We start from the raw sequence: 20054 nt of genomic DNA on the forward strand, positions 1-20054 counted from the left end.
GCGGTTGCGGCCAGGAGACACGACGCATGAATCTGGACTATTCCCCCGCTGACGACGCGTTCCGCGCCGACATCCGCGCCTGGCTCGAAGCAAATCTGCCTCGCGAGCTGAGCGAAAAAGTACTCAACCACAAGCGTTTGAATCGCGAAGACTTCGCGGGCTGGCACAAGCTGCTCGGCACGCGCGGCTGGTCTGTCATCGCGTGGCCGAAAGAATACGGTGGCCCTGGCTGGGACGCGACCCAACGGCATATCTGGGACGAAGAGTGCGCCCGTATTGGTGCGCCGTCCGTGTTGCCGTTCGGCGTCTCGATGGTGGCGCCTGTGTTGATGAAGTACGGCAATGAGGCGCAGAAGCGCCACTATCTGCCGCGCATTCTCGACGGTACAGACTGGTGGTGTCAGGGCTATTCCGAACCTGGCTCCGGTTCCGACCTGGCCTCGCTGCGCACGCGTGCCGAGCGCGCCGGCGATCACTATGTGGTCAACGGTCAGAAAACCTGGACCACGCTGGGCCAGTACGCCGACATGATGTTCTGCCTTGTGCGTACCGACAGCGGCGCGAAAAAGCAGGAGGGCATCTCGTTCCTGCTGATCGACATGAAAACGCCAGGCATCACTGTGCGTCCGATCATCACGCTCGACGAAGACCACGAAGTCAACGAAGTGTTCTTCGAGGACGTGAAGGTGCCGGTCGAAAATCTGGTCGGCGAAGAGAATCGTGGCTGGACCTATGCGAAGTACCTGCTCGGGCACGAGCGCACCGGCATCGCGCGTGTCGGGCAATCGAAGCGCGAACTCGTATTTCTGAAGCGCCTCGCGCTGGATCAGCGGAAGAACGGCAAACCATTGCTGCAAGATCCGGTGTTCGCCGCGAAAGTCGCGAGCCTTGAGATCGAATTGATGGCACTCGAAGTCACCGTGCAACGCGTGGTCGCCAATGAAACGGGCGGACGTGGGCCGGGGCCGGAAGCCTCGATGCTCAAGATCAAGGGCACGGAAGTGCAGCAAGCGCTGACCGAACTGATGTTCGAGGCAATCGGACCGCTCGCCGCACCGTTCGACGTGCCATTCCTTGAAGGCGAACGCGAACATAGTCTCGCCGGTGACGATGACGCCGCGCCGCTGGCCGCGTACTACTTCAACTTCCGCAAGACGTCGATTTACGGCGGCTCGAACGAAATTCAAAAGAACATCATCGCGCAGATGATTCTCGGACTCTGAGGAGCGGCGCATGGACTTCACTTTCAACGACGAACAACAGCAATTCGCTGACGCACTGCGCCGCTATCTGGACAAGAGCTACGGGTTTGAAGCGCGCCAGGCGATCGTGCAAACGGAATCCGGTGTGTCGGATGTGCACTGGGCAGCCTTCACCGAACTGGGTCTGACCGCCTTACCGGTGCCCGAAGCGCAGGGTGGCTTCAACGGCAGCCCGATCGACATGCTGGTGGTCATGCAGGAGCTTGGCCGTGCTTTGGTGGTCGAGCCGTATTGGGCGACCGCGGTGGGTATCGAAGCGCTACGGCTTGCGGGCAAAGGGCAGGGCGAAGACGCGTCGCTGCTTGAACGCGCGGCTCAGGGCGAAATCAGGCTCGCAGTGGCATTTCACGAACCGCACGCACGCTACGATCTGTTCGAGGTCGAGACAGCTGCGAGCGGGCAGGGCGAACAGCAGACATTGAGCGGCACGAAGTCGGTGGTGCTGCACGGCGCGCAAGCGGATTACTGGATCGTGCCGGCACGGTTGAATGGCGAGATCGCGCTCTTTATCGTCGCCCGCGATGCGGCCGGCGTCAAGGTCACTGACTACCGCACAATCGAGGGCCAGCGCGCCGCGACACTCAAGTTCGATAGCACGCCGGCACGTCAGCTCGCCGGCAAACACGCCGGCGCCGCAGCGCTCGAGCACATCGCAGACTACGGCACGGTATTGCTGTGTGCGGAAGCGGTCGGCGCGCTTGACGCACTGAACCACGCCACGGTCGAGTACACGAAAACGCGCCAGCAGTTCGGCCAGCCGATCGCGCGTTTTCAGGCGTTACAGCATCGCATGGTCGAAATGTTGATTCATGCTGAGCAGGCGCGTTCGGTCACTTATCTGGCGGCCATGCGTTACGCCAGCGTGGACGCTGACGAACGTCGCCGCGCGGTCTCGGCGGCGAAGGCGCGGGTCGGTCAGGCCGCGCGTTTCGTTGGTCAGCAGGCGGTCCAATTGCACGGCGGCATGGGCGTTACGAACGAAGTCGCGGCGGCGCATCTTTTCAAACGTCTTGCTATCATCGAAACCACATTGGGCGATGTCGATCACCATCTTGCGCGGTTCGCCGCGCTGCCCGATTTTGTCTCTGCCGAAGCTTGATCAGCCGGTCGAATCGGATAAGAAAGAGGTGTGACGATGGGTCTGAGTTTCGAGGACATGGTAGTCGGCACGGCTACTGAAGTCGGTAAGCATACTTTCACGCGTGAAGAGATTGTCGAGTTCGCGCAGAAGTTCGATCCGCAGCCGTTCCACCTGGACGAGGCTGCAGCGGCCGAGTCACCGTTTCGCGGACTGATCGCGAGCGGCTGGCACACCTGTTCGGTCATGATGGGCATGCTGGTGCGCAACACGATCGCGGGTTCCACGTCGATGGGCTCGCCTGGTATCGACGAGATCCGCTGGTTGAAGCCGGTGCGCGTTGGCGACACGATCACGATGATGAACGCCGTACTCGACAAACGCGTTTCGGAGAGTAAACCGGACCGCGGCATCGTTTCGACGCAATGGGAAGGCATCAACCAGCACGGCGAAACGGTGATCACGGTGCGCTCCAAAGGGTTGTTCGGACTGCGCAATCCGGGGGGCGCGTCATGACGGGCAGCAGCGCGGTGTCTGCCGCAAGCTTTGGCGATGCAACGGCGTTGCGTGCGCTGGTTGGCGCTGAACCGCTCGTTAGCGAATGGCTGACGATCGATCAGGCGAGCGTCGATCGTTTTGCCGAAGCTACCGGCGATCATCAATGGATTCACGTCGACCCTGAACGGGCGCGGCGTGAGTCGCCGTTCGGTGGTCCGGTCGCGCATGGGTTTATGACGCTGTCGTTGATTCCGGCGCTGCTCGGCAAGACGGTGGCGATCGAGCAGCGCATGGGCGTCAATTACGGATTGAATCGCGTGCGGTTCACTTCGCCGGTGTTGGTCGGCTCACAGTTGCGTGCCCGGTTTGCGGTGAAATCCGTCACCGACGTTGACAAAGCCGGCGTGCAGGTTGAGTGGAATGTGACGCTGGAGCGGCTGGGCAGCGAGCGGCCGGTATGTGTCGCGGAGTTCATCACGCGGCACTACTTCTAGCGTTTCAGTGCATGCATGTTGGCAAAAAAGCGCGAGCGGCACTACGGCCGGCTCGCGCTTTTTTTATGTAGACGTTTCTGCGAACGCGATGTCATCGCCACGATCAGCGCGAACAACGCGATCAACGACATAGCGCCGATATTAGCGCTTCGCGTACTGTGTCGCGCCGAACAGCATTTCCTTAGCCTTGTCGTCCATGAGTGGTTTGCGGGCTGACGCCAGCACGTCGACACCGCGCACCACCGCCGGACGTGCGGCAATCTCCTCATGCCAGCGCTTCACATTTGGAAGCGCGTCGAGTTCGATCCCCTGGTTTTGCCACGAACGGGTCCACGGAAACGCGGCGATGTCAGCGATCGTGTAGTCGTTGCCGGCCAGATACTGTGTCTTGCCGAGCTGGGTATCCATCACGCCATAGAGGCGCCGTGTTTCGTTCGTGTAGCGATTGATCGCGTATTCGATCGGCTCCGGCGCGTAGATGCGAAAGTGATGCGTTTGCCCGAGCATCGGCCCCAAGCCACCCATCTGGAACATGAGCCACTGCAGTGTGGCGTAACGTGCTGCCGGATCGGTCGGCAGGAACTTGCCGGTTTTCTCGGCGAGATAAATCAGAATTGCACCCGATTCGAACAGCGCAAACGGCGTGCCGTCGGCGCCCTTGGAGCCCTCGGAATCGACGATCGCCGGAATCTTGTTGTTCGGGCTGATAGCGAGGAATTCGGGTTTGAACTGGTCCCCCGCGCCGATATCCACGGCATGCGCGGTGTACGCGAGGCCCGTCTCCTCGAGCATGATGTGAACCTTATGGCCGTTCGGGGTTGCCCAGCTATAGACGTCGATCATCCTGGCTCCTTCGTTTCGTGAAAGCGGCGCCACAAAGGACGCCGCAGTTGACGAAAATTAGAGCACAGATCGGACGATGCTGCTGGCCGTGCCACCATGAACCGGTTTCGACTTCGCGGCGCAATCCACCGCCGCGAAAGCTAACCTGGACCACGCGTTCAGACGATCAAACGCTCAAACCCGTGTAATCGGTGTCTCCACGCGAGCGGCGGCACCCGCATCCATATAGCGCGCCAGTTCGAGCTTGGCGATCGCGTTGCGGTGCACTTCGTCAGGGCCATCGGCGAAGCGCAAGGTCCGTGCGGATGCATACGCATACGCCAGCGGGAAATCGTCACTGACGCCGCCGCCGCCGTGCGCCTGGATCGCCCAGTCGATCACCTGGCATGCCATATTCGGCGCAACCACCTTGATCATGGCGATCTCGCCGCGTGCGCCCTTGTTGCCGACCGTGTCCATCATGTAGGCGGTCTTCAGCGTCAGCAGACGCGCCTGTTCGATCATGCAACGCGCTTCGGCCATGCGCTCCTGTGTGACGCCTTGCGCGGCGACTGGCTTACCGAAAGCGACGCGTTGCATGGAGCGTTTAGCCATGAGTTCGAGCGCACGCTCGGCGAGGCCGATCAAACGCATGCAGTGATGGATGCGTCCCGGTCCGAGGCGGCCTTGGGCGATTTCGAAGCCGCGTCCCTCGCCGAGCAGCATGTTGGCGGCCGGTACACGTACGTTTTCGAGCGTGATTTCCATGTGGCCGTGCGGTGCGTCGTCGTAGCCGAATACGGTGAGAGGGCGGTGCACGGTGATGCCGGTGGCATCGGCGGGGACCAGAATCATCGACTGCTGCGCATGGCGTGGCGCCTCAGGATCGGTCTTGCCCATCACGATGTAGACCTTGCAGCGCGGGTCCCCCGCACCGGACGACCACCACTTGTGGCCGTTGATCACGTAGTAGTCGCCATCGCGCACGATGCTCGTCTGGATATTGGTCGCGTCCGACGACGCCACTTCCGGCTCGGTCATCAGAAACGCCGAACGGATGTGCCCTTGCAGCAGCGGCTCGAGCCATTCACGCTTGTTGTCGTCGCTGCCGTAGCGCTCGATCGTTTCCATATTGCCGGTGTCGGGCGCGTTGCAGTTGAACACTTCCGGAGCCCAGGGCACGCGGCCCATGATTTCGCACAGCGGCGCGTATTCAAGATTCGTCAGACCGGCGCCGCGTACCGATTCAGGCAGGAACAGGTTCCACAAGCCCGCGTCGCGCGCTTTCTGTTTCAGTTGTTCGATCAGTTCGGTCGGGAGCCACGCGTTGCCGTTCTGGCGATTGCGCGCGATCTCGGCATAGAACGCCTGCTCGTTCGGATAGATGTGCTCGTCGAAGAAGGCGAGCAGTTTCTCGCGCAGCGCCTGAACCTTCGGGGTGTAATCGAAATTCATGTATGACCTCGCGGATGACGGATGACGTTTATTCTGGAGCGCAACCTGGTGCGTCGATTCGCTTAGCGCACCTTCTGCGCGTAGCGCCAGGCGAGTTCAGCCATCGGCTTCGCACGACGGCCGGCGTCGAGCGCCTGAGCGCTGGCCGCGGTGCCGTCGACCACGCGTTTCATGATCCCTTGCAGGATCGCGGCGATGCGGAACATGTTGTACGCCAGATAGAAATTCCAGTCGCCGTGGATCTCGAAGCCGGTGCGCTTGCAATATCGCTCGACGTATTGCGCCTCGTCCGGAATGCCGAGGGCCGCCCAGTCCAGACCCGCAATGCCACGGAATTGCGCCGGATCGACGTGCCACGCCATGCAGTGGTAGGCGAAGTCGGCGAGCGGATCGCCGAGCGTGGACAACTCCCAGTCGAGTACGGCAAGTACACGCGGCTCGGCGGGATGGAAGATCAGATTGTCGAGCCGGTAGTCGCCATGCACGACTGAAGCGCGCTCGCTCGTTTCCGCCGGCATATGGTGCGGCAGCCATTCAATCAGGCGCTGCATCGCGTCGATCGGTTCGGTTTCGGACGCGATGTACTGCTTACTCCAGCGGCCGATCTGGCGTGCAAAGTAGTTGCCCGGTTTGCCGTAGTCGGCAAGGCCGATTGCCGTGACATCGACGCTATGCAGCGCGGCGATCACACGATTCATTTCGTCGTAAATCGCCGCGCGCTCCACGGGCGTCATGCCGGGTAGAGACTGATCCCACAGCACGCGGCCTTCGACGAACTCCATCACGTAGAACGCCCGGCCGATCACACTCTCGTCTTCGCACAAGGCGAGCATGTTCGCGACCGGCACGTCGGTGTCAGCCAGCGCATGCATCACGCGGTATTCGCGTTCGACAGCATGCGCCGAGGGCAGCAGCTTCGCAGCCGGTCCGGGCTTCGCTCGCATCACATACGAGCGCGACGGTGTGACCAGTTTGAAGGTGGGATTGGACTGGCCGCCAGCGAATTGCTCCAACGTGAGCGGTCCGGAAAATCCGTCGACATGCTGGGCTAGCCACGCGGCGAGCGCGTCACTGTCGAAGCGTTGCCGCTCGTTGACCGGACGTGTGCCCTCAAAGGCCGAATAATCCGGTTTGTGTTCTGGTTCGCCGGTCTGTGTGGCTTGCACCATGTGTCTCCTCCAGTTCGGGGTCAGCTACGCTTGTATTGAATAAATTGCGCGTAGAGCATTTCCATCGTGGTATTGCGAGCGTCGCGATGTAGCGGCGACGGCGGTGAATAGTTGATCGTGCGCAGCACCCAGTCGCGCGGCTCGGCGCCGACGTCGAGCGCGTTGATGCAACCGGTGGCCTGCGCCAGATGGCCGAAGAAAGTGCGGCCGCCGGCGGTAAGCGCGTGCGACAGAATCGCGCGATTCACGCCGCCGTGCAGCACCAGCAGTACGGTGTCCCACGACGTGTCCTCGCGTAATGCCGCCACTGCGGGCAACACGCGGTCGAACAACGCGCCGATGGTTTCGCCGTCGAGAAAGCGCATGCTTTCCGGCACGATGCCGTCGAATACGCCGAGAAATGCCGCTTCGATATCCTGCAGCGGAATGTTGCTGAGTTTGCCGCCGCGAATTTCCTGCCACGCGGGCTCGATTTCTAGCGCGATCTGCTGACCGGTCTCGGCCAATACGCGTTGCGCGGTTTCGACCGTGCGCGGCAAACCGCTCACGATCACCCGATCGAACCGGACTTGCTGTTCGGCGAACACGCGGCCTGCTGCGCTTGCCTGCTCGCGGCCATTGGTGTTCAGCGGCACGGTTTCGGGATCGATCGCGCGGCCGCTATCGTCGAAGTAGGTTACGTCGCCGTGACGCATCAGGAAGATGCGGCGGCGCTTGGGGAGTTGATATTCAGGCATCGTCCCTTGGTTCGCTTATGTTCACTTGTAGATTGGCGCGCGTTTTTCGAGGAACGCGGAAATCCCTTCGAGGCCGTCGCGATGATGCAGGGATGCGACGAAACCGTCGCGTTCGGCAACCAGATGCTCAGCGAGCGGCTGTGTGCCGGCCGCGCTGATGAGCCCTTTGATGCGTGCGACCGAGTTCGGCGAAATCTTGCCGAGCTCGTCGGCCCAGGCGACAGCGGTGTCGCGCACTGTGCCGGTTTTCGCCAGTTTGTTGACGACACCGAGATCGTGCAGACGCGTGGCGCCGATCGGTTTACCCTCGATCAGTACTTCGGTCGCCAACTGACGTGGCAAGGCTTGCGCGAGAAACCACGAACCGCCGCCGTCGGGCGTGAGGCCAACACGCGCATACGACATCACGAACTTGGCGTCTTCCGCGGCGACGATCAGATCGCACGCGAGCGCGAGCGAAAACCCCGCGCCGGCGGCGGCACCGTCAACGGCGGCGATCACCGGCTTCGACGACAGACGCAGCGCCGAAATCCATTCGCCGAGCAGATCGATGCTCTCTGCTTGCACCGACGGATCTTTCGCGCGATTCTCCAGCAGGCGATTCAGATTGCCGCCGGCACAAAAGAAGTTGTCCGCGCCGGTAATCACGACGGCGCGTATGGAAGGATCGCGCTCGATCGATTCGAGCGCTTCGATGCCCGCGGCATACATGTCCGGATGCAGCGCGTTGCGTGCGCCGGGGTTCGACAGCGTGAGGACCAGCGTCGATTCGCTTTCGGTCGGGCGCGAGGTCAGCAGTTCGGCGCTCATTGTTGCGTCTCCGTTTGAAAGTCGGCAGCGTCGCGTTGTGTCAGCGACAGACCAAGTTGCGCTCGCCTTGCAAGCCAGGGTGACGGACGGTAGCGCGGATCGCCGAGCACGCTGAAGATATTGCGCAAGATGGTGAGGATCGTTTTCGCGCCGAGCGCATCGCCGAGTGCGAGCGGCCCGCGTGGGTAGCCGAGGCCTAGCGTCACGGCGAGGTCGATATCGTCCGGCGTCGCGATCTGCTTTTGCGCGATGTCGCAGCCAATGTTGACGATGGTCGCCACGACGCGTTGTGCGACGAAGCCGGTCGAGTCGCGGATCACCGTGACGGGCACGCCGTCTGCGGCAAATAGTGCGTGCGCGGTCTCGCGTGCGGCGCGGCTGGTGGCGGGTGTCGTCATCAGCGTGCGACGCGGCACGACGGCCAGCGGGAACAGGGTATCGATAGCGACAACGCGAGTCGCATCGAGTGCTTCGTCGACGGCGGCGGTGGTCGCGTCATGACCGAACGGTGTCGCGACGATCAGCGAGTCCGCTGCGGGCGTGACGCCTTCGTCGAGCTTTACACCTGCCTTGGCGATGAGTTGCACGACGGCTTCATGCGCTTGCGGATAGCGCTTGCTGACCCATACGCTTTGGGGCAGTTCAGTCGGCGCGGGCGCTTCTGCGGGCACCTGCTGCTTGCCGTCTTCGTAGCGATAAAAACCTTCGCCCGTCTTGCGGCCGATCAATCCGCCCGCGAGCCGCGTGCCCGTGATCGGCGACGGCGTGAAGCGCGGTTCTTCGTAGAACTGGTGATAGATCGACTCCATCACCGGATGCGATACGTCGAGCGCCGTTAGATCGAGCAGTTCGAACGGCCCTAGGCGAAAGCCCGCCTGCTCGCGCATGATGCGGTCGATGTCGGCGAAGCTGGCAACGCCTTCGCCGGCTACACGCAGGCCTTCTGTATTCATGCCGCGGCCGGCATGATTGACAATGAAGCCGGGCATGTCTTTCGCGCGCACCGGCGTGTGGCCCATGCGTCGCGCGAGTTCCATCAGCGCGTCGCCGATGGCGGGATCGCTGCGCAGGCCGTCGATCACTTCGACGACCTTCATCAACGGAACCGGATTGAAGAAGTGATAACCGGCCACCCGCGACGGATTCGTGCAGCCCGCTGCAATCGCCGTAATCGACAACGACGACGTGTTCGACGCCAGTACGCAACGGCCGCTTACCACCGTTTCGAGTTCGCGAAAGAGCGCTTGCTTCACATCGAGCTTTTCGACGATCGCTTCAAGGACCAGATCACAATCGGCCAGATCGCCGATGACCTGCGCGCCGCTCACATTCGCCAGCGCGGCGAGCGAGCGGGTCTGGTCGAGCTTGCCTTTGGCGGTCAATTTGGCGAAAGTCTCGGCAAGGTAGTCGCGCGCGGCGCCGATCGCGGCGGGATTCGTGTCGTAGAGACGCACGGTGAGGCCCGCCAGCGCGGCAATCTGGGCGATGCCACGGCCCATTGCACCGGTTCCGACAATGCCGATAGTCTCGATGCTGAAATTGCGAGAGATCATTGTGATGCTCGACTCCATGGTTATTTTAGAATAGCACGATCGTGCAATTTAATGGATGATTGATCGAAGACCGCTGCTTTGATTTTGACGAGCGGTCTCAAACAACCCGAAGAAAGGAGACACCCGATGATCAAGCTGTGCGGTTTCGCGCTCTCTAACTATTACAACAAGGTGAAGTTTGTGCTTCTCGAACACGGCATTCCGTTCGAGGAAGTGCTCGTGATGCCGAGCCAGGAAGAAACCATGCTCGAGCATTCTCCGCTCGGCAAGGTGCCCTATATCCAGACCGAACACGGCGATCTGTGCGAATCGCAAAGCATCGTCGAGTATCTGGCCGCGCGATTTCCCGACAAGGCGATTTTTTCCGCCGACCCGTGGGAAGCAGCCAAGGAGCGTGAGTTGATCACGTTCGTGGACGTGCATCTCGAACTGACCGCCCGGAATCTCTACAAGGAAGCGTTCTTCGGCGGCACCGTGACTGACGCGACCAAGGGGCGCGTCGAGAAGCTGCTTGCGCATCACATTGCTGGCTTCAAGCGGATCGCGAAGTTCGGACCGTATTTGAGCGGCGAGCGTTTCAGTGTCGCCGACACAGCAGGTTATGTGAGCTTGCCGCTGGTGGGCATGACGACGCAGACCATCTACGGCCGCGATTTCCTGCTCGACGCCGGCGTGGACTGGAAAAGCTATGTGAAGACAATCAACGCCCGGCCGGCCGCGCAACGCGTGACCGAAGATCGTAAGGCGCATATCGCGGCCTCGCGGCCGGCCTGACGTGCGGCAGGTTTGCAAGTGAAATGAACTCGGGCGTGCAACGCACGCATGGGCGGCTGCGCGCGATGGCGAGGAACGTGGGTTCGTTCGCAGCATCGCGCGGGGCGTCCTAGAGCCGCGCCAGCCGGTCGAGCGCGGTGGCGAGGGTGGTCTCCTGCTTGGCGAAGCAGAAGCGCACCACGCCTGATTCATGGGCTTCGTGATAGAACGCCGACACCGGAATCGCCGCGACGCCGATCTCGCCGGTCAGCCATTGGGCAAATTCGGCTTCGGGCAGGTCGCTGATCGTCGAATAGTCGACGCACTGAAAGTATGTGCCCGTGCAAGGCAGGAGCTTGAAGCGTGAATTCGCGAGGCCGGCACGGAAGAAGTCGCGTTTCTTCTGATAAAACGCGGGGAGATCCAGATATGGTGCTGGATCCTTCATGTAGTCCGCGAGACCCACTTGCATCGGCGTATTGACCGTGAACACGTTGAACTGGTGCACTTTACGGAATTCAGCCGTGAGTGCCGCGGGTGCGGCTACGTACCCGATCTTCCAGCCTGTGACGTGATAGGTCTTGCCGAAGCTCGACACCACGAAACTGCGCTGCGCCAGCTCCGGATAACGCGCAACGCTTTCGTGCGGCGCTCCGTCGTACACCATGTGTTCATAGACTTCGTCCGACAGAATCAGCACATTGGTACCGCGCACGATTTCTTCGAGCTTACGCATGTCTTCCGCGCGCCAGACCGTACCGGTCGGATTGTGCGGTGTGTTGATCAGCAGAAGCCGCGTTTTCGGCGTGATCGCAGCAGCGAGCTTGTCGAACGGGATGGTGTAGTCGGGCGCCTCGAGCGTGACGAATACCGGCTTGCCGCCGGCCAGCTCGATCGACGGCAGATAGCTGTCGTAGGTCGGTTCGACCACGATCACTTCGTCGCCCGGATGCACAGTGCAGAGAATCGCGGTCAGCAGCGCCTGCGTGGCGCCCGCCGTCACCGTGATCTCGCTGGTGGCGTCGTAGCGGCGGCCGTACAGGTTCGCGATCTTGTCTGAGATTGCCTGGCGCAGCGGCGCAGCGCCGGCCATCGGCGGGTATTGATTGTGGCCGTCGCGCATTGCGTTCGCGACCGCGTCGACAATGCGGGGATCGCAGCCGAAGTCGGGAAAGCCCTGGCCGAGGTTCACCGCGCCTTTTTCGGCGGCGAGCGCACTCATTACAGTGAAAATCGTCGTGCCGACGTCCGGCAGGCGGGACGGAAACGAGGGACTCATAGGCGTGTCGTGCGGTGCATTCATGGCGCTGTCCGGAGCGTGGTCGAGTGAATTGGCGAAATTGACAGGGGGCGTCGTTCGAAAAGGACGAAGCCCGATTGTAGGGAATCGCCGCGCTGTGTGCGCGCAGTCGACCCGACGTTGGTCATCCGGCCAGGGTTCATACTGGTACGGGTTCGTTCGCGATTGTCATGCAGGCGCTGACGAACGGAGCCGGCTGTGCAATCTGGAAGCCGAAATCACGCGCAATCCGTTTGGCGAGTTTCAACACCGCGCGATCTTTCGACACCAGCCAGTCGGCCTGCGCGGCGTGCGCGAGCTCGAGGAATTTCTGGTCGTCGCGGTCTTTGCATTTGGGCAACGGTCTGGCATCTTCCGCGGGTACTGCGGGTTCGACCAACTGCGCCAGGCGTGCGACGACGGCAAGCGCCGCCGCCTTGTCGACATTGCGATGCACGAATTGCGGATAGTCGAGTACGTAGGTGAGTTCAGCGAGGCAACGCGCGTCGATCAGCGCGGCGAGCGCACCACTTTCGAGCGCGGCGCGGATCGGCCGCGTGTGCGGATCGTCGAACACGAGAATATCGATCCACACATTGGAATCGAGGACAACGCGCAAAGCGCCGTGTGAGGCATGGGAACCGGGCATTCGTTACAATCTGGCTTTCGTCTTTGACCGCCAGGCACGGCGTGCCTGCAAGCCTCTATGATAATCGTTCTGTCGCCGGCGAAATCGCTTGACTACGAAACCCCCACGCACGTCAAAAAGCACACGATCCCCGATTTCGTCGACGATGCGGCCGAATTGATCGGCGGATTGCGCCTTTTGTCGCCGCAGCAGATCGGCTCGCTGATGAGTATTTCCGATCAGCTTGCGCATCTCAACTTTCAGCGTTACGCGGAATGGTCGCCCAGCTTCGGCACGCACAACGCCAAGCAGGCGGTACTCGCGTTCAACGGCGATGTGTATGAGGGTTTCAGCGCCCGGACGTTGTCGTCGGCCGATCTGGATTACGCGCAGAATCACGTGCGCGTGCTTTCCGGCCTGTACGGATTGCTGCGCCCGCTCGATCTGCTGCAACCGTACCGGCTCGAAATGGGTACGCGCTTTGCCAATACGCGCGGCAAGGATCTGTACGCGTTCTGGGGCGAACGGATCACGCAGGCTTTGAATGCGCAATTGAAGAAGCGCGCTACCGCCTCGCGCGTGCTGGTCAACTGCGCTTCGGGTGAGTACTTCAAATCGGTCAAGCCCAAGCTGCTCGACGCGCCGATCGTCACCCCGGTGTTCGAAGACTGGAAGGGCGGCCGCTACAAGATCATCAGTTTCCACGCCAAACGCGCGCGCGGTTTGATGGCGCGCTACGCGGTCGAAAACCGTCTCGACAAGCCCGAGCAGTTGAGAGACTTCGACGCTGAAGGTTACGCATTCGACGCTGAAGCCTCGAACGATTCCACTTACGTATTCCGCCGCCGTATCGCCGACTAAGCGATTGCCGCGCACACAGGCAGGGAAGATTATTATGACGTTATCGATTACGAGCAACTTCGACGCAGGCGCGATCGAAGTGCTGGCCTGCGAAGACGCCGGCAACATCCGTCTGCGCGTGCGGCCCGACAGCCACGCCGAGTTCGCGCAGTGGTTCTATTTCAGGTTGTCCGGCGCGGCCGGCGAGCGCTGTGTGATGACCTTCGAAAACGCCGCGGCATGCGCTTTCGCCGAAGGCTGGCGCGACTATCAGGCAGTGGCAAGCTATGACCGGGTGAACTGGTTCCGCGTGCCGACTATCTATGATGGCCGCGTACTGACGATCGACCACACGCCGGATTTCGACCGCATTTACTACGCGTATTTCGAACCGTATAGCGAGGAACGTCACTCGGAGTTTCTCGGTGCGGTCCAGCAGATGCCGCAGGCCACGCTCACTGAGTTGGGCAAGACGGTCGAAGGCCGGCCGATGTCGCTGCTGACGCTGGGCACGCCGCAAACCGGTGACACGCCCAGGAAAAAGATCTGGCTGATCGCGCGCCAGCATCCTGGGGAGACGATGGCCGAATGGTTTATCGAAGGTCTCGTAAAGCGTCTCGCGGGTTGGGGCGATTGGGCGGGCGATCCGGTGGCGCGCAAGCTCTACGATCACGCGGTGTTCTACATCGTGCCGAACATGAATCCGGACGGCAGTGTGCATGGCAATCTGCGTACTAACGCGACGGGCGCGAACCTGAACCGCGAATGGATGGAGCCGGACGCCGCGCGCAGTCCTGAGGTGCTGGTGGTGCGCGACGCAATTCACGCGACTGGCTGCGACCTCTTTTTCGATATCCACGGTGACGAGGCGCTGCCGTACGTGTTCGTAGCCGGCTCCGAAATGCTGCCGGGTTTCACCGAGCGGCAGGGAGAGGAACAGAAGGCATTCATCGAAGCCTTCAAGCATGCGAGCCCGGACTTCCAGGACAAGTACGGCTATGCCGCGAGCAAGTATCGCGAGGACGCGCTCAAGCTGGCTTCGAAGTACATCGGCAACGAATTCGGCTGTCTGTCGTTGACGCTGGAGATGCCGTTCAAGGACAACGCCAATCTGCCGGACGAGCGGGTGGGTTGGAACGGCGAACGTAGCGCGTCGCTGGGCGCCGCCATGCTGCAGGCGATTTTGCGGCACGTGGAGACGTTCGCCTGACCGGACGCTGTATAAAAAAAACGGGGCGCACACTTTAGAAGTGTGCGCCCCGTTTTTTAGTGCCGACATGACCTGCGGCGCGGGTGAGTGAAAACGGCCGCGGGTCTTGCCCGTTATTGAGTCTTTTTCGCCGGGGATTTTTTCGCGGTCGATTTGCCCGAAGACTTGCTGGAAGTCGTTCGCGAAGATTTCCCCGAACTTGCCTTTGAGGACTTGCCCGTCGCTTTCTTCGTGGTTTTACCGCTAGCGGAGTGCTTGCCCTTCACACTCTTATGCTTGCCCGAAGACGCTCGTGATCCAGTAGATCCGGAACTATGCGCACGGGCTGGCGGCACCGGATCGTTCCAGCTGAACGCCAGCATCTGGGCGCCCACATAGCCGCAGCGGAACTTGAGATCGGCTGGATCTCCGCCGCCGCTCTGGCGGATTCCGAGCCCCTCGACGGTGACGATGTTGTCCACCTTGACGCGCTGCTTGCCGTCGTCGAACGAATCGTTCCAGGGGGTGACCGACGCATGCGCGCTGTCGAAAGAGCTGGGTGGAAATTCGACATGGTCGAAGGCGGTTGATGTGCTTGCAACAAAGTTGCCGTGAGCAGCACAGTCCGCGACCAGCGGGTCTGCGTGCATGTCATTGACAAATTTGTTGACGAGATCGTTGTGCTGTTCGAGTTGATCGGCGTATGCGGGAGCAGTGCATATGAGCGAGAGACCCGCTGCAAATGTTGCTAACCGGCCGACCAACCGCAGCAATCGGCGCGGTACGTTGGTGCTATCCATCTAGTTCGTTAGACGCTAATGAGACGTGAGGCACGTAAGATGCACGGCGGGAGGGAGGAGTTCAATCCTGACACAAATATTTTGTCCTGTCGTGGTGCGTGCACTCGGGCGCTTTGTATGCGAGACAGCAGATAGCCGTAGATGCGTGCTCGATGCCGAGCCCGTGTCAGGTACGTGGCCCGCCCAATCGGTATCGACGCACATCATAAGTCGTGACCCACGCCGGGCGGTAGACCGCGATCAATGCCGTTGACATGCCCGTGAACCAGGCCTCGCCGGTGGCTAGCAGAAGCACGCTGAACGCGTAGCCGACCGGCACCACGGTCATGGAACCGTCGGCGAGCGTAATGTGAACGCCGAGCGCCGCAGCCGCCGTGAGCGACACCGCAATGGCGGGTGAGACAAAACCCTGGCCCAGGATAAACATAAAGAGATTGCGTGGCAACCAGGCGATGCTGGCACGCTGGATCAAGGTAGAGATGCCGACAGGCAGCGCGCCGAACACGATGAACGTCAGCGCAATGCCCTGCCAGGGGGCGTCGAAGACGACAGCGGCGAGACCGGTGACTATCGCCATGGCGATCAGCGCCAGCGCCCAATCGAATAATGTGACGACTAGCGTGGCGCCGAGCAGATGCATGACAGTGCCGTCGTCGAGCCATGCGTTGCTCGCCCACAGGACCGACACCGCGACAATAATCGCGAGCCAGACATGCTGGAGTGTGCCGTCCTGAAGTCGTTTGAAAGGATTTTTCCACAGCGCGAGCGCGACCACTATCGCAGTGGCGATCCAGCCACCGACAGCGACCCAGAACGGAAGCGGTGTGTAGAGGAAACCCATGTATCTCATATTACTCGTTGGACGAGAAAAGGTGTGAGCGGATTCCATGCCAGCCGGCGCGAGCGCCGCCAGAAAATGCGCGTTCCGATTCTGGCGAGAGCGCCGGCTGACGTTATGCCGAACCTTGCGTAACCTGCTCCGTCGCCGGCCCGGCGGGCGCATCGCCGTAAGGCGTGCTCGGTTCGGCTGCCATTGGCAGCGTGTCGGCCGTGTCGTTCGCTGGCAACGGATACTGGAAGCGCCGCAGCGTGCGGTGCCGCAACGGCACCACGCCGGCTTGTCCCATTACCGGACGAACCGGTTGTTCGCCATCGTTGCGCAGTACTTGCAAATGAGCCGACAGCCAGCCGTTGTAGAGCGCGACCGCGGCGGCGCGGTTGGGCGCTCCGAGTTGCTGGAATATGCTCGTCAGATGGATCTTGACAGTGCCTTCACTGATGCCGAGCGTGCGCGCGATCATCTTGTTAGTGCTGCCCATGTGAACGCAGCGCATGATCTGCTCCTGGCGGGGCGACAGGCCGTTAGAAAGTTTGGTCCGGCGTGGCGGCGGGCTCTTTTCATCGAACGGCCGGATGGCGGCATCCGGCGGTAGCGGAGGATTGAGCGCCAGCGCGCCGGGCGGCACATAGTGACCACCGAGCAGGACCATCTCGAAAGCGCGCACGATCAGGCACGGATCGGTTTCGCGGGGGACCACGCCGAGCACGCCCTCGTCCATGAGGTCCCGCACCGCAGTCGGCGAGACCTCGTCGGTCAGCACTGCAATGCGCAAGTCCGGGTAATGGCTGAGCAGGCGACGGGTATCGTCAACCGACATCCAGTCCTGCCAATCGATCACAAGCAGGTCGGGCCGCAGGCGCTTGAGCGTACGTTCAACCTGACGCCAATCCTGTGCTTCGTTAAAGCGCGCTAGCCGGTCGATTTGCCGCAGCAGTGCTTTGAGTCCATCGCGTCGTTCCGCGTCTGAGTTGAGTATTGAGAATCGCATGCCATGTCTCCAGATAAATCGGGCGTGGTGGCGCGATGCATGCGTGCCGGCGAAGGTGCCGGGCGCATTACGATGCACCACTGGCACTATCATGACAAATTCCTTCCGTTTTGACGGCCTGTCCAAAAGGCATAGGAGGAATGACATAAAAAAAACCCCCGCGCTCGGCGGGGGTTTCCTGATGTCGGACGGTGCGGCGCAATGACACCGCGCCGGTGGGTCAGTGGAAATGCGGTTGCGCGGGCTCCGCGTCTTCCGGCATTTCGGCGTGGACGATTTCGCCGAGCGGGTCCGCATAGAGCGGGACACCGCAGTCATCGCAATATTCCGGCTCGAAGCGACCTGAGTGGCGGCGCACGTCTGTCACACCGGTTTCCTTGAGCAATGCGACGATTTCTTCGAGCGGGTCGTCTGACGCAGCGGTTTCTTGCGGTTCTTCATCGATGCCGGGTTCGCCGTTCTCGCGGCCATAAAGTGGCCACACGACGCCGTAGATCACGTCATTGCTGCCCCGGCGCGTAAAGCCGACCCGGTATTCGTCGATACGGCGCTCGCCGAAGCCCGCGACAACCGCGCGCAACTCCTGGGGCGCCGCGCCGATTGTGTCGAACAGATAGCGCACGGCGGTACGTACCGTGTGAGGGCGCACGCGTTCGTCGGCGTCGCGGCAGGCCGAATAATAGGCATCCGGCAACAGACACTCGAATTCACATCCGGGCAGTGCCAGCGACAGATTGGCGCCGCCTTGCGTTGCCCATTGCTCGAGGCATTGGCCACGCTCGATCCGAGTGCCATTTTCTTCTTCCTGCCAGCGAAACGCCGGCTCGCCCACCGGCGCCGCGACCACAGCCAGCAGAAAGCGCGGGTCGGCCAGGATTGGCGAGGTTTCCGGCAGTTCGCCAAAATTGAGTTTGGCGTTGGCGCCAGCCATCGCTGCTTGAGCGAGTTGCTGGGCAATGCGCCAGGTTTCGACGTGGTGACGCGGCAGTTGATCGATGCTGTACAGGAACGGCACCATGGCGACACGCGTATTGGCCGCGAGCACATGCGCCTGCAGGTGCGCGCGCAGCGCGTCGGCTGCGTCCGGTTTGAGCGGGCCGGAAGGAATCATGTAGCGAGTCCAGGCCAGCACAGGTGCGGCAATCAGCAGCGCTTCATAAGGAACGCCTTCATGTTCGATGATGAACGACTCGCTATGCGTTTCCGCCATGTCGGCGAGCGCGCCGTAAGCATCAGGATGATTCTGCTGTAGATGATCGAGCGCGGCGTCCAGCGTAGTCTGGTTGGCGTTGCGGACGATCTTGGCCAGCAGCGCATCGAGCTTTGCTTCCCAGAAGCGGTCTTCGGTGCGGCTGCCCGACGCGAAAAGCGCGAGCGAGAGACCGACGAGCTTGTCGGCATCAGGGGGGAGACGTTTGGCGATTCGCGAGCGCATAAATCCAGGAATTTGGGGGCACAGAACCTTATATTCTAGTCTTTTCTATGCCGCCATATTATTTGGCTGACTATGCCGGATGGATTGGGACGTTTCCGCATTCAAAATAACGCCTGTTGCCGGTGCTGCCAGATGCGTTGCGCGGCGTCCTGGCCGGATGATATAAGACAGGCCCGGAGGCGTGACTCGCTTCTATACTGACTGCCTTCAGTGGGTGCTTCGCAAGCGTATGTCTATTCGTCGCTGTGGTCTGGCACAACAGGAGATTCATAGTGAAATCGGACCAACTGATTGAGCGTCTCGCCGCCGTGTTCGCGTTGATCATATTGGTGGGCGGCTCTCTGCTGGTGCTTGCGCCTTTTACGACCGCGCTGTTGTGGGGCGCCATTCTCAGTTATAGCTCGTGGGGCTTGTACCGGCGGCTCACTACGGCAGTCGGGGGGCGGCGGAAGCTGGCTGCGACGTTGATCGTGTTCATCATTCTGGTTGTGGTGCTTGGCCCGTTCGTCTATGCGGGCTTTGCTTTCGGTGCGCACGTTCATGACATCGTCGCGTTGGTACAAAGGCTCTTTGAGGCTGGCTTGCCGGATTTGCCGCCGTGGGTTGGGCGAATCCCGTTAGTTGGCTCGAACATCGAGACGTTTTGGGCGAGTGTAACGAGCAGCAACTCTGAGTTGATCGCACAAATGCGTGCACTTGCGGCACCGGCAGGCAAGTGGATTCTGGCTGCTGCGATTGCTGTTACGCATGGTTTGGGTTTGTTGGCGCTGAGCATCGTGCTCGCGTTCTTCTTTTATACCGGAGGGGAGGGCGCAGCGGCCTGGCTGAGGGCGGGCATGCGGCGCATCGCCGGCGAACGTGCCGATTATTTGCTGGCGCTGGCGGGCAGCACGGTAAAGGGCGTGGTCTACGGGATTCTCGGCACGGCGCTTGTGCAAGGCATTCTCGCTGGCTTCGGTTGCTGGATTGCGGGCGTCCCGGCACCGGCGTTGCTTGGGTTGGCGACATTCTTCCTGTCGGTGATACCGGGCGGTCCAGTTGTCGTCTGGTTGCCCGCGGCGATCTGGCTGTATCACGGCGGTGCAACTGGTTGGGCAGTCTTTCTGGTCGTGTGGGGCGTTTTGGTCGTCGGCATGTCCGACAATGTCATCAAGCCGATCCTGATCGGCAAAAGTAGTGACATGCCGCTAATCCTTGTGATGCTGGGTATCCTGGGCGGCGCGTTTGCTTTCGGCTTCCTTGGTGTTTTCATCGGTCCGACTTTGCTGGCGGTTGCCTATACCGTGCTACACGACTGGACGATTGGTGCCCCGGCGGCGCGCGCTTCGGCCCCCGCCGTGCAAGCGCCGGTTGATGATGATCCAGGCCGCATAGAAAAAGCGCCTTGAAATAAATTCCAGATACCGCTTGCAAGGCGTAGTCT

General features: G+C 61.3%; 20 protein-coding genes. 8 read left to right on the forward strand and 12 right to left on the reverse strand.

The window, feature by feature from the left end; translation table 11 throughout:
• Nucleotides 1-26: 26 nt before the first annotated feature.
• The 4 genes from PQR40_RS24555 to PQR40_RS24570 are packed head-to-tail and all read left to right on the forward strand — an operon-like array spanning nt 27 to nt 3332.
• Nucleotides 27-1223, forward strand: coding sequence for an acyl-CoA dehydrogenase family protein (locus tag PQR40_RS24555; RefSeq protein WP_408234799.1), 1197 nt, complete (start codon nt 27-29; stop codon nt 1221-1223).
• Nucleotides 1224-1233: 10 nt separating this feature from the next.
• A complete protein-coding gene (locus PQR40_RS24560) occupies nt 1234-2361 on the forward strand; it encodes an acyl-CoA dehydrogenase family protein (protein ID WP_408510013.1) in 1128 nt (375 codons plus the stop codon).
• A gap of 36 nt (nt 2362-2397) precedes the next feature.
• On the forward strand, nt 2398-2856 hold the full coding sequence (locus PQR40_RS24565; RefSeq protein WP_408234805.1) for a MaoC family dehydratase: 459 nt from the start codon (nt 2398-2400) through the stop codon (nt 2854-2856).
• On the forward strand, nt 2853-3332 hold the full coding sequence (locus tag PQR40_RS24570) for a MaoC family dehydratase (protein WP_408234808.1): 480 nt from the start codon (nt 2853-2855) through the stop codon (nt 3330-3332). Before PQR40_RS24565 ends, PQR40_RS24570 begins: the two co-directional genes overlap by 4 nt.
• 141 nt (nt 3333-3473) lie before the next feature.
• Here PQR40_RS24570 and PQR40_RS24575 read toward each other — a convergent pair whose 3' ends face one another.
• The 6 genes from PQR40_RS24575 to PQR40_RS24600 all read right to left on the reverse strand — a co-directional run bounded on the left by PQR40_RS24575 (nt 3474) and on the right by PQR40_RS24600 (nt 9878).
• On the reverse strand, nt 3474-4175 hold the full coding sequence (locus PQR40_RS24575; RefSeq protein WP_408234811.1) for a glutathione binding-like protein: 702 nt from the start codon (nt 4173-4175) through the stop codon (nt 3474-3476).
• A 174-nt stretch (nt 4176-4349) separates the two neighbouring features.
• The gene (locus PQR40_RS24580; protein WP_408234814.1) at nt 4350-5609 is read right to left on the reverse strand and encodes an acyl-CoA dehydrogenase family protein; all 1260 of its coding nucleotides are present in this window, start codon (nt 5607-5609) and stop codon (nt 4350-4352) included.
• 62 nt (nt 5610-5671) lie between these two features.
• Complete coding sequence (locus tag PQR40_RS24585) at nt 5672-6778, reverse strand: phosphotransferase (protein WP_408234817.1); 1107 nt, start codon at nt 6776-6778, stop codon at nt 5672-5674.
• Nucleotides 6779-6798: 20 nt separating this feature from the next.
• A complete protein-coding gene (locus PQR40_RS24590) occupies nt 6799-7515 on the reverse strand; it encodes a histidine phosphatase family protein (protein ID WP_408234820.1) in 717 nt (238 codons plus the stop codon).
• A gap of 21 nt (nt 7516-7536) precedes the next feature.
• Complete coding sequence (locus PQR40_RS24595) at nt 7537-8325, reverse strand: oxepin-CoA hydrolase, alternative type (protein ID WP_408234822.1); 789 nt, start codon at nt 8323-8325, stop codon at nt 7537-7539.
• Nucleotides 8322-9878 carry a 3-hydroxyacyl-CoA dehydrogenase gene (locus PQR40_RS24600; RefSeq protein WP_408510014.1) on the reverse strand — a complete coding sequence of 519 codons (1557 nt, stop codon included), beginning with the start codon at nt 9876-9878 and terminating at the stop codon, nt 8322-8324. The genes PQR40_RS24595 and PQR40_RS24600 overlap by 4 nt, the downstream gene beginning before the upstream one ends.
• A 126-nt stretch (nt 9879-10004) precedes the next feature.
• On the opposite strand from PQR40_RS24600, the gene PQR40_RS24605 reads away from it, so the two are divergent.
• On the forward strand, nt 10005-10652 hold the full coding sequence (locus PQR40_RS24605; protein WP_408234828.1) for a glutathione S-transferase family protein: 648 nt from the start codon (nt 10005-10007) through the stop codon (nt 10650-10652).
• Between the two features lie 109 nt (nt 10653-10761).
• Here the strand turns inward: PQR40_RS24605 and PQR40_RS24610 are convergent, their stop codons facing one another.
• A complete protein-coding gene (locus PQR40_RS24610) occupies nt 10762-11934 on the reverse strand; it encodes a pyridoxal phosphate-dependent aminotransferase (protein WP_408510015.1) in 1173 nt (390 codons plus the stop codon).
• Nucleotides 11935-12070: 136 nt separating this feature from the next.
• Nucleotides 12071-12559, reverse strand: a complete 489-nt coding sequence (locus PQR40_RS24615) for a putative toxin-antitoxin system toxin component, PIN family (protein WP_408510016.1) — start codon at nt 12557-12559, stop codon at nt 12071-12073.
• A 57-nt stretch (nt 12560-12616) separates the two neighbouring features.
• Between PQR40_RS24615 and yaaA the strand changes: the two genes are divergently transcribed.
• Both yaaA and PQR40_RS24625 read left to right on the forward strand, forming a co-directional pair.
• Entirely contained in the window at nt 12617-13399 is a 783-nt protein-coding gene (gene yaaA / locus PQR40_RS24620) for a peroxide stress protein YaaA (protein ID WP_408510017.1), read from the forward strand.
• Nucleotides 13400-13433: 34 nt separating this feature from the next.
• Complete coding sequence (locus tag PQR40_RS24625) at nt 13434-14588, forward strand: M14 family metallopeptidase (protein ID WP_408390110.1); 1155 nt, start codon at nt 13434-13436, stop codon at nt 14586-14588.
• A gap of 113 nt (nt 14589-14701) precedes the next feature.
• Here the strand turns inward: PQR40_RS24625 and PQR40_RS24630 are convergent, their stop codons facing one another.
• From PQR40_RS24630 to PQR40_RS24645, 4 genes are all read right to left on the reverse strand, one after another.
• Complete coding sequence (locus tag PQR40_RS24630; protein WP_408234843.1) at nt 14702-15367, reverse strand: BspC domain-containing protein; 666 nt, start codon at nt 15365-15367, stop codon at nt 14702-14704.
• Between the two features lie 166 nt (nt 15368-15533).
• Nucleotides 15534-16208 (reverse strand): energy-coupling factor ABC transporter permease, encoded by a 675-nt coding sequence (locus PQR40_RS24635; protein WP_408234846.1) that lies wholly within the window; start codon nt 16206-16208, stop codon nt 15534-15536.
• A gap of 112 nt (nt 16209-16320) precedes the next feature.
• Nucleotides 16321-17196, reverse strand: coding sequence for a response regulator transcription factor (locus tag PQR40_RS24640; protein ID WP_408234849.1), 876 nt, complete (start codon nt 17194-17196; stop codon nt 16321-16323).
• 220 nt (nt 17197-17416) lie between these two features.
• On the reverse strand, nt 17417-18631 hold the full coding sequence (locus PQR40_RS24645) for a DUF2863 family protein (protein WP_408234852.1): 1215 nt from the start codon (nt 18629-18631) through the stop codon (nt 17417-17419).
• Between the two features lie 272 nt (nt 18632-18903).
• On the opposite strand from PQR40_RS24645, the gene PQR40_RS24650 reads away from it, so the two are divergent.
• The gene (locus PQR40_RS24650) at nt 18904-20019 is read left to right on the forward strand and encodes an AI-2E family transporter (RefSeq protein ID WP_408234855.1); all 1116 of its coding nucleotides are present in this window, start codon (nt 18904-18906) and stop codon (nt 20017-20019) included.
• Nucleotides 20020-20054: the final 35 nt, after the last annotated feature.

This window comes from Paraburkholderia sediminicola (genome assembly GCF_046026855.1).
Lineage (GTDB): Bacteria > Pseudomonadota > Gammaproteobacteria > Burkholderiales > Burkholderiaceae > Paraburkholderia > Paraburkholderia sediminicola_A.

Bases quoted from the DNA above. Each gene is read 5' to 3' on its own strand.
- PQR40_RS24645 (WP_408234852.1), bottom strand. From the start codon at position 18,631: ATGCGCTCGCGAATCGCCAAACGTCTCCCCCCTGATGCCGACAAGCTC.
- PQR40_RS24630 (WP_408234843.1), bottom strand. From the start codon at position 15,367: ATGGATAGCACCAACGTACCGCGCCGATTGCTGCGGTTGGTCGGCCGG.
- PQR40_RS24555 (WP_408234799.1), top strand. From the start codon at position 27: ATGAATCTGGACTATTCCCCCGCTGACGACGCGTTCCGCGCCGACATC.
- PQR40_RS24560 (WP_408510013.1), top strand. From the start codon at position 1,234: ATGGACTTCACTTTCAACGACGAACAACAGCAATTCGCTGACGCACTG.
- PQR40_RS24565 (WP_408234805.1), top strand. From the start codon at position 2,398: ATGGGTCTGAGTTTCGAGGACATGGTAGTCGGCACGGCTACTGAAGTC.
- PQR40_RS24605 (WP_408234828.1), top strand. From the start codon at position 10,005: ATGATCAAGCTGTGCGGTTTCGCGCTCTCTAACTATTACAACAAGGTG.
- PQR40_RS24590 (WP_408234820.1), bottom strand. From the start codon at position 7,515: ATGCCTGAATATCAACTCCCCAAGCGCCGCCGCATCTTCCTGATGCGT.
- yaaA (WP_408510017.1), top strand. From the start codon at position 12,617: ATGATAATCGTTCTGTCGCCGGCGAAATCGCTTGACTACGAAACCCCC.
- PQR40_RS24575 (WP_408234811.1), bottom strand. From the start codon at position 4,175: ATGATCGACGTCTATAGCTGGGCAACCCCGAACGGCCATAAGGTTCAC.
- PQR40_RS24615 (WP_408510016.1), bottom strand. From the start codon at position 12,559: ATGCCCGGTTCCCATGCCTCACACGGCGCTTTGCGCGTTGTCCTCGAT.
- PQR40_RS24610 (WP_408510015.1), bottom strand. From the start codon at position 11,934: ATGAATGCACCGCACGACACGCCTATGAGTCCCTCGTTTCCGTCCCGC.
- PQR40_RS24580 (WP_408234814.1), bottom strand. From the start codon at position 5,609: ATGAATTTCGATTACACCCCGAAGGTTCAGGCGCTGCGCGAGAAACTG.
- PQR40_RS24585 (WP_408234817.1), bottom strand. From the start codon at position 6,778: ATGGTGCAAGCCACACAGACCGGCGAACCAGAACACAAACCGGATTAT.
- PQR40_RS24640 (WP_408234849.1), bottom strand. From the start codon at position 17,196: ATGCGATTCTCAATACTCAACTCAGACGCGGAACGACGCGATGGACTC.
- PQR40_RS24625 (WP_408390110.1), top strand. From the start codon at position 13,434: ATGACGTTATCGATTACGAGCAACTTCGACGCAGGCGCGATCGAAGTG.
- PQR40_RS24595 (WP_408234822.1), bottom strand. From the start codon at position 8,325: ATGAGCGCCGAACTGCTGACCTCGCGCCCGACCGAAAGCGAATCGACG.
- PQR40_RS24635 (WP_408234846.1), bottom strand. From the start codon at position 16,208: ATGGGTTTCCTCTACACACCGCTTCCGTTCTGGGTCGCTGTCGGTGGC.
- PQR40_RS24570 (WP_408234808.1), top strand. From the start codon at position 2,853: ATGACGGGCAGCAGCGCGGTGTCTGCCGCAAGCTTTGGCGATGCAACG.
- PQR40_RS24600 (WP_408510014.1), bottom strand. From the start codon at position 9,878: ATGATCTCTCGCAATTTCAGCATCGAGACTATCGGCATTGTCGGAACC.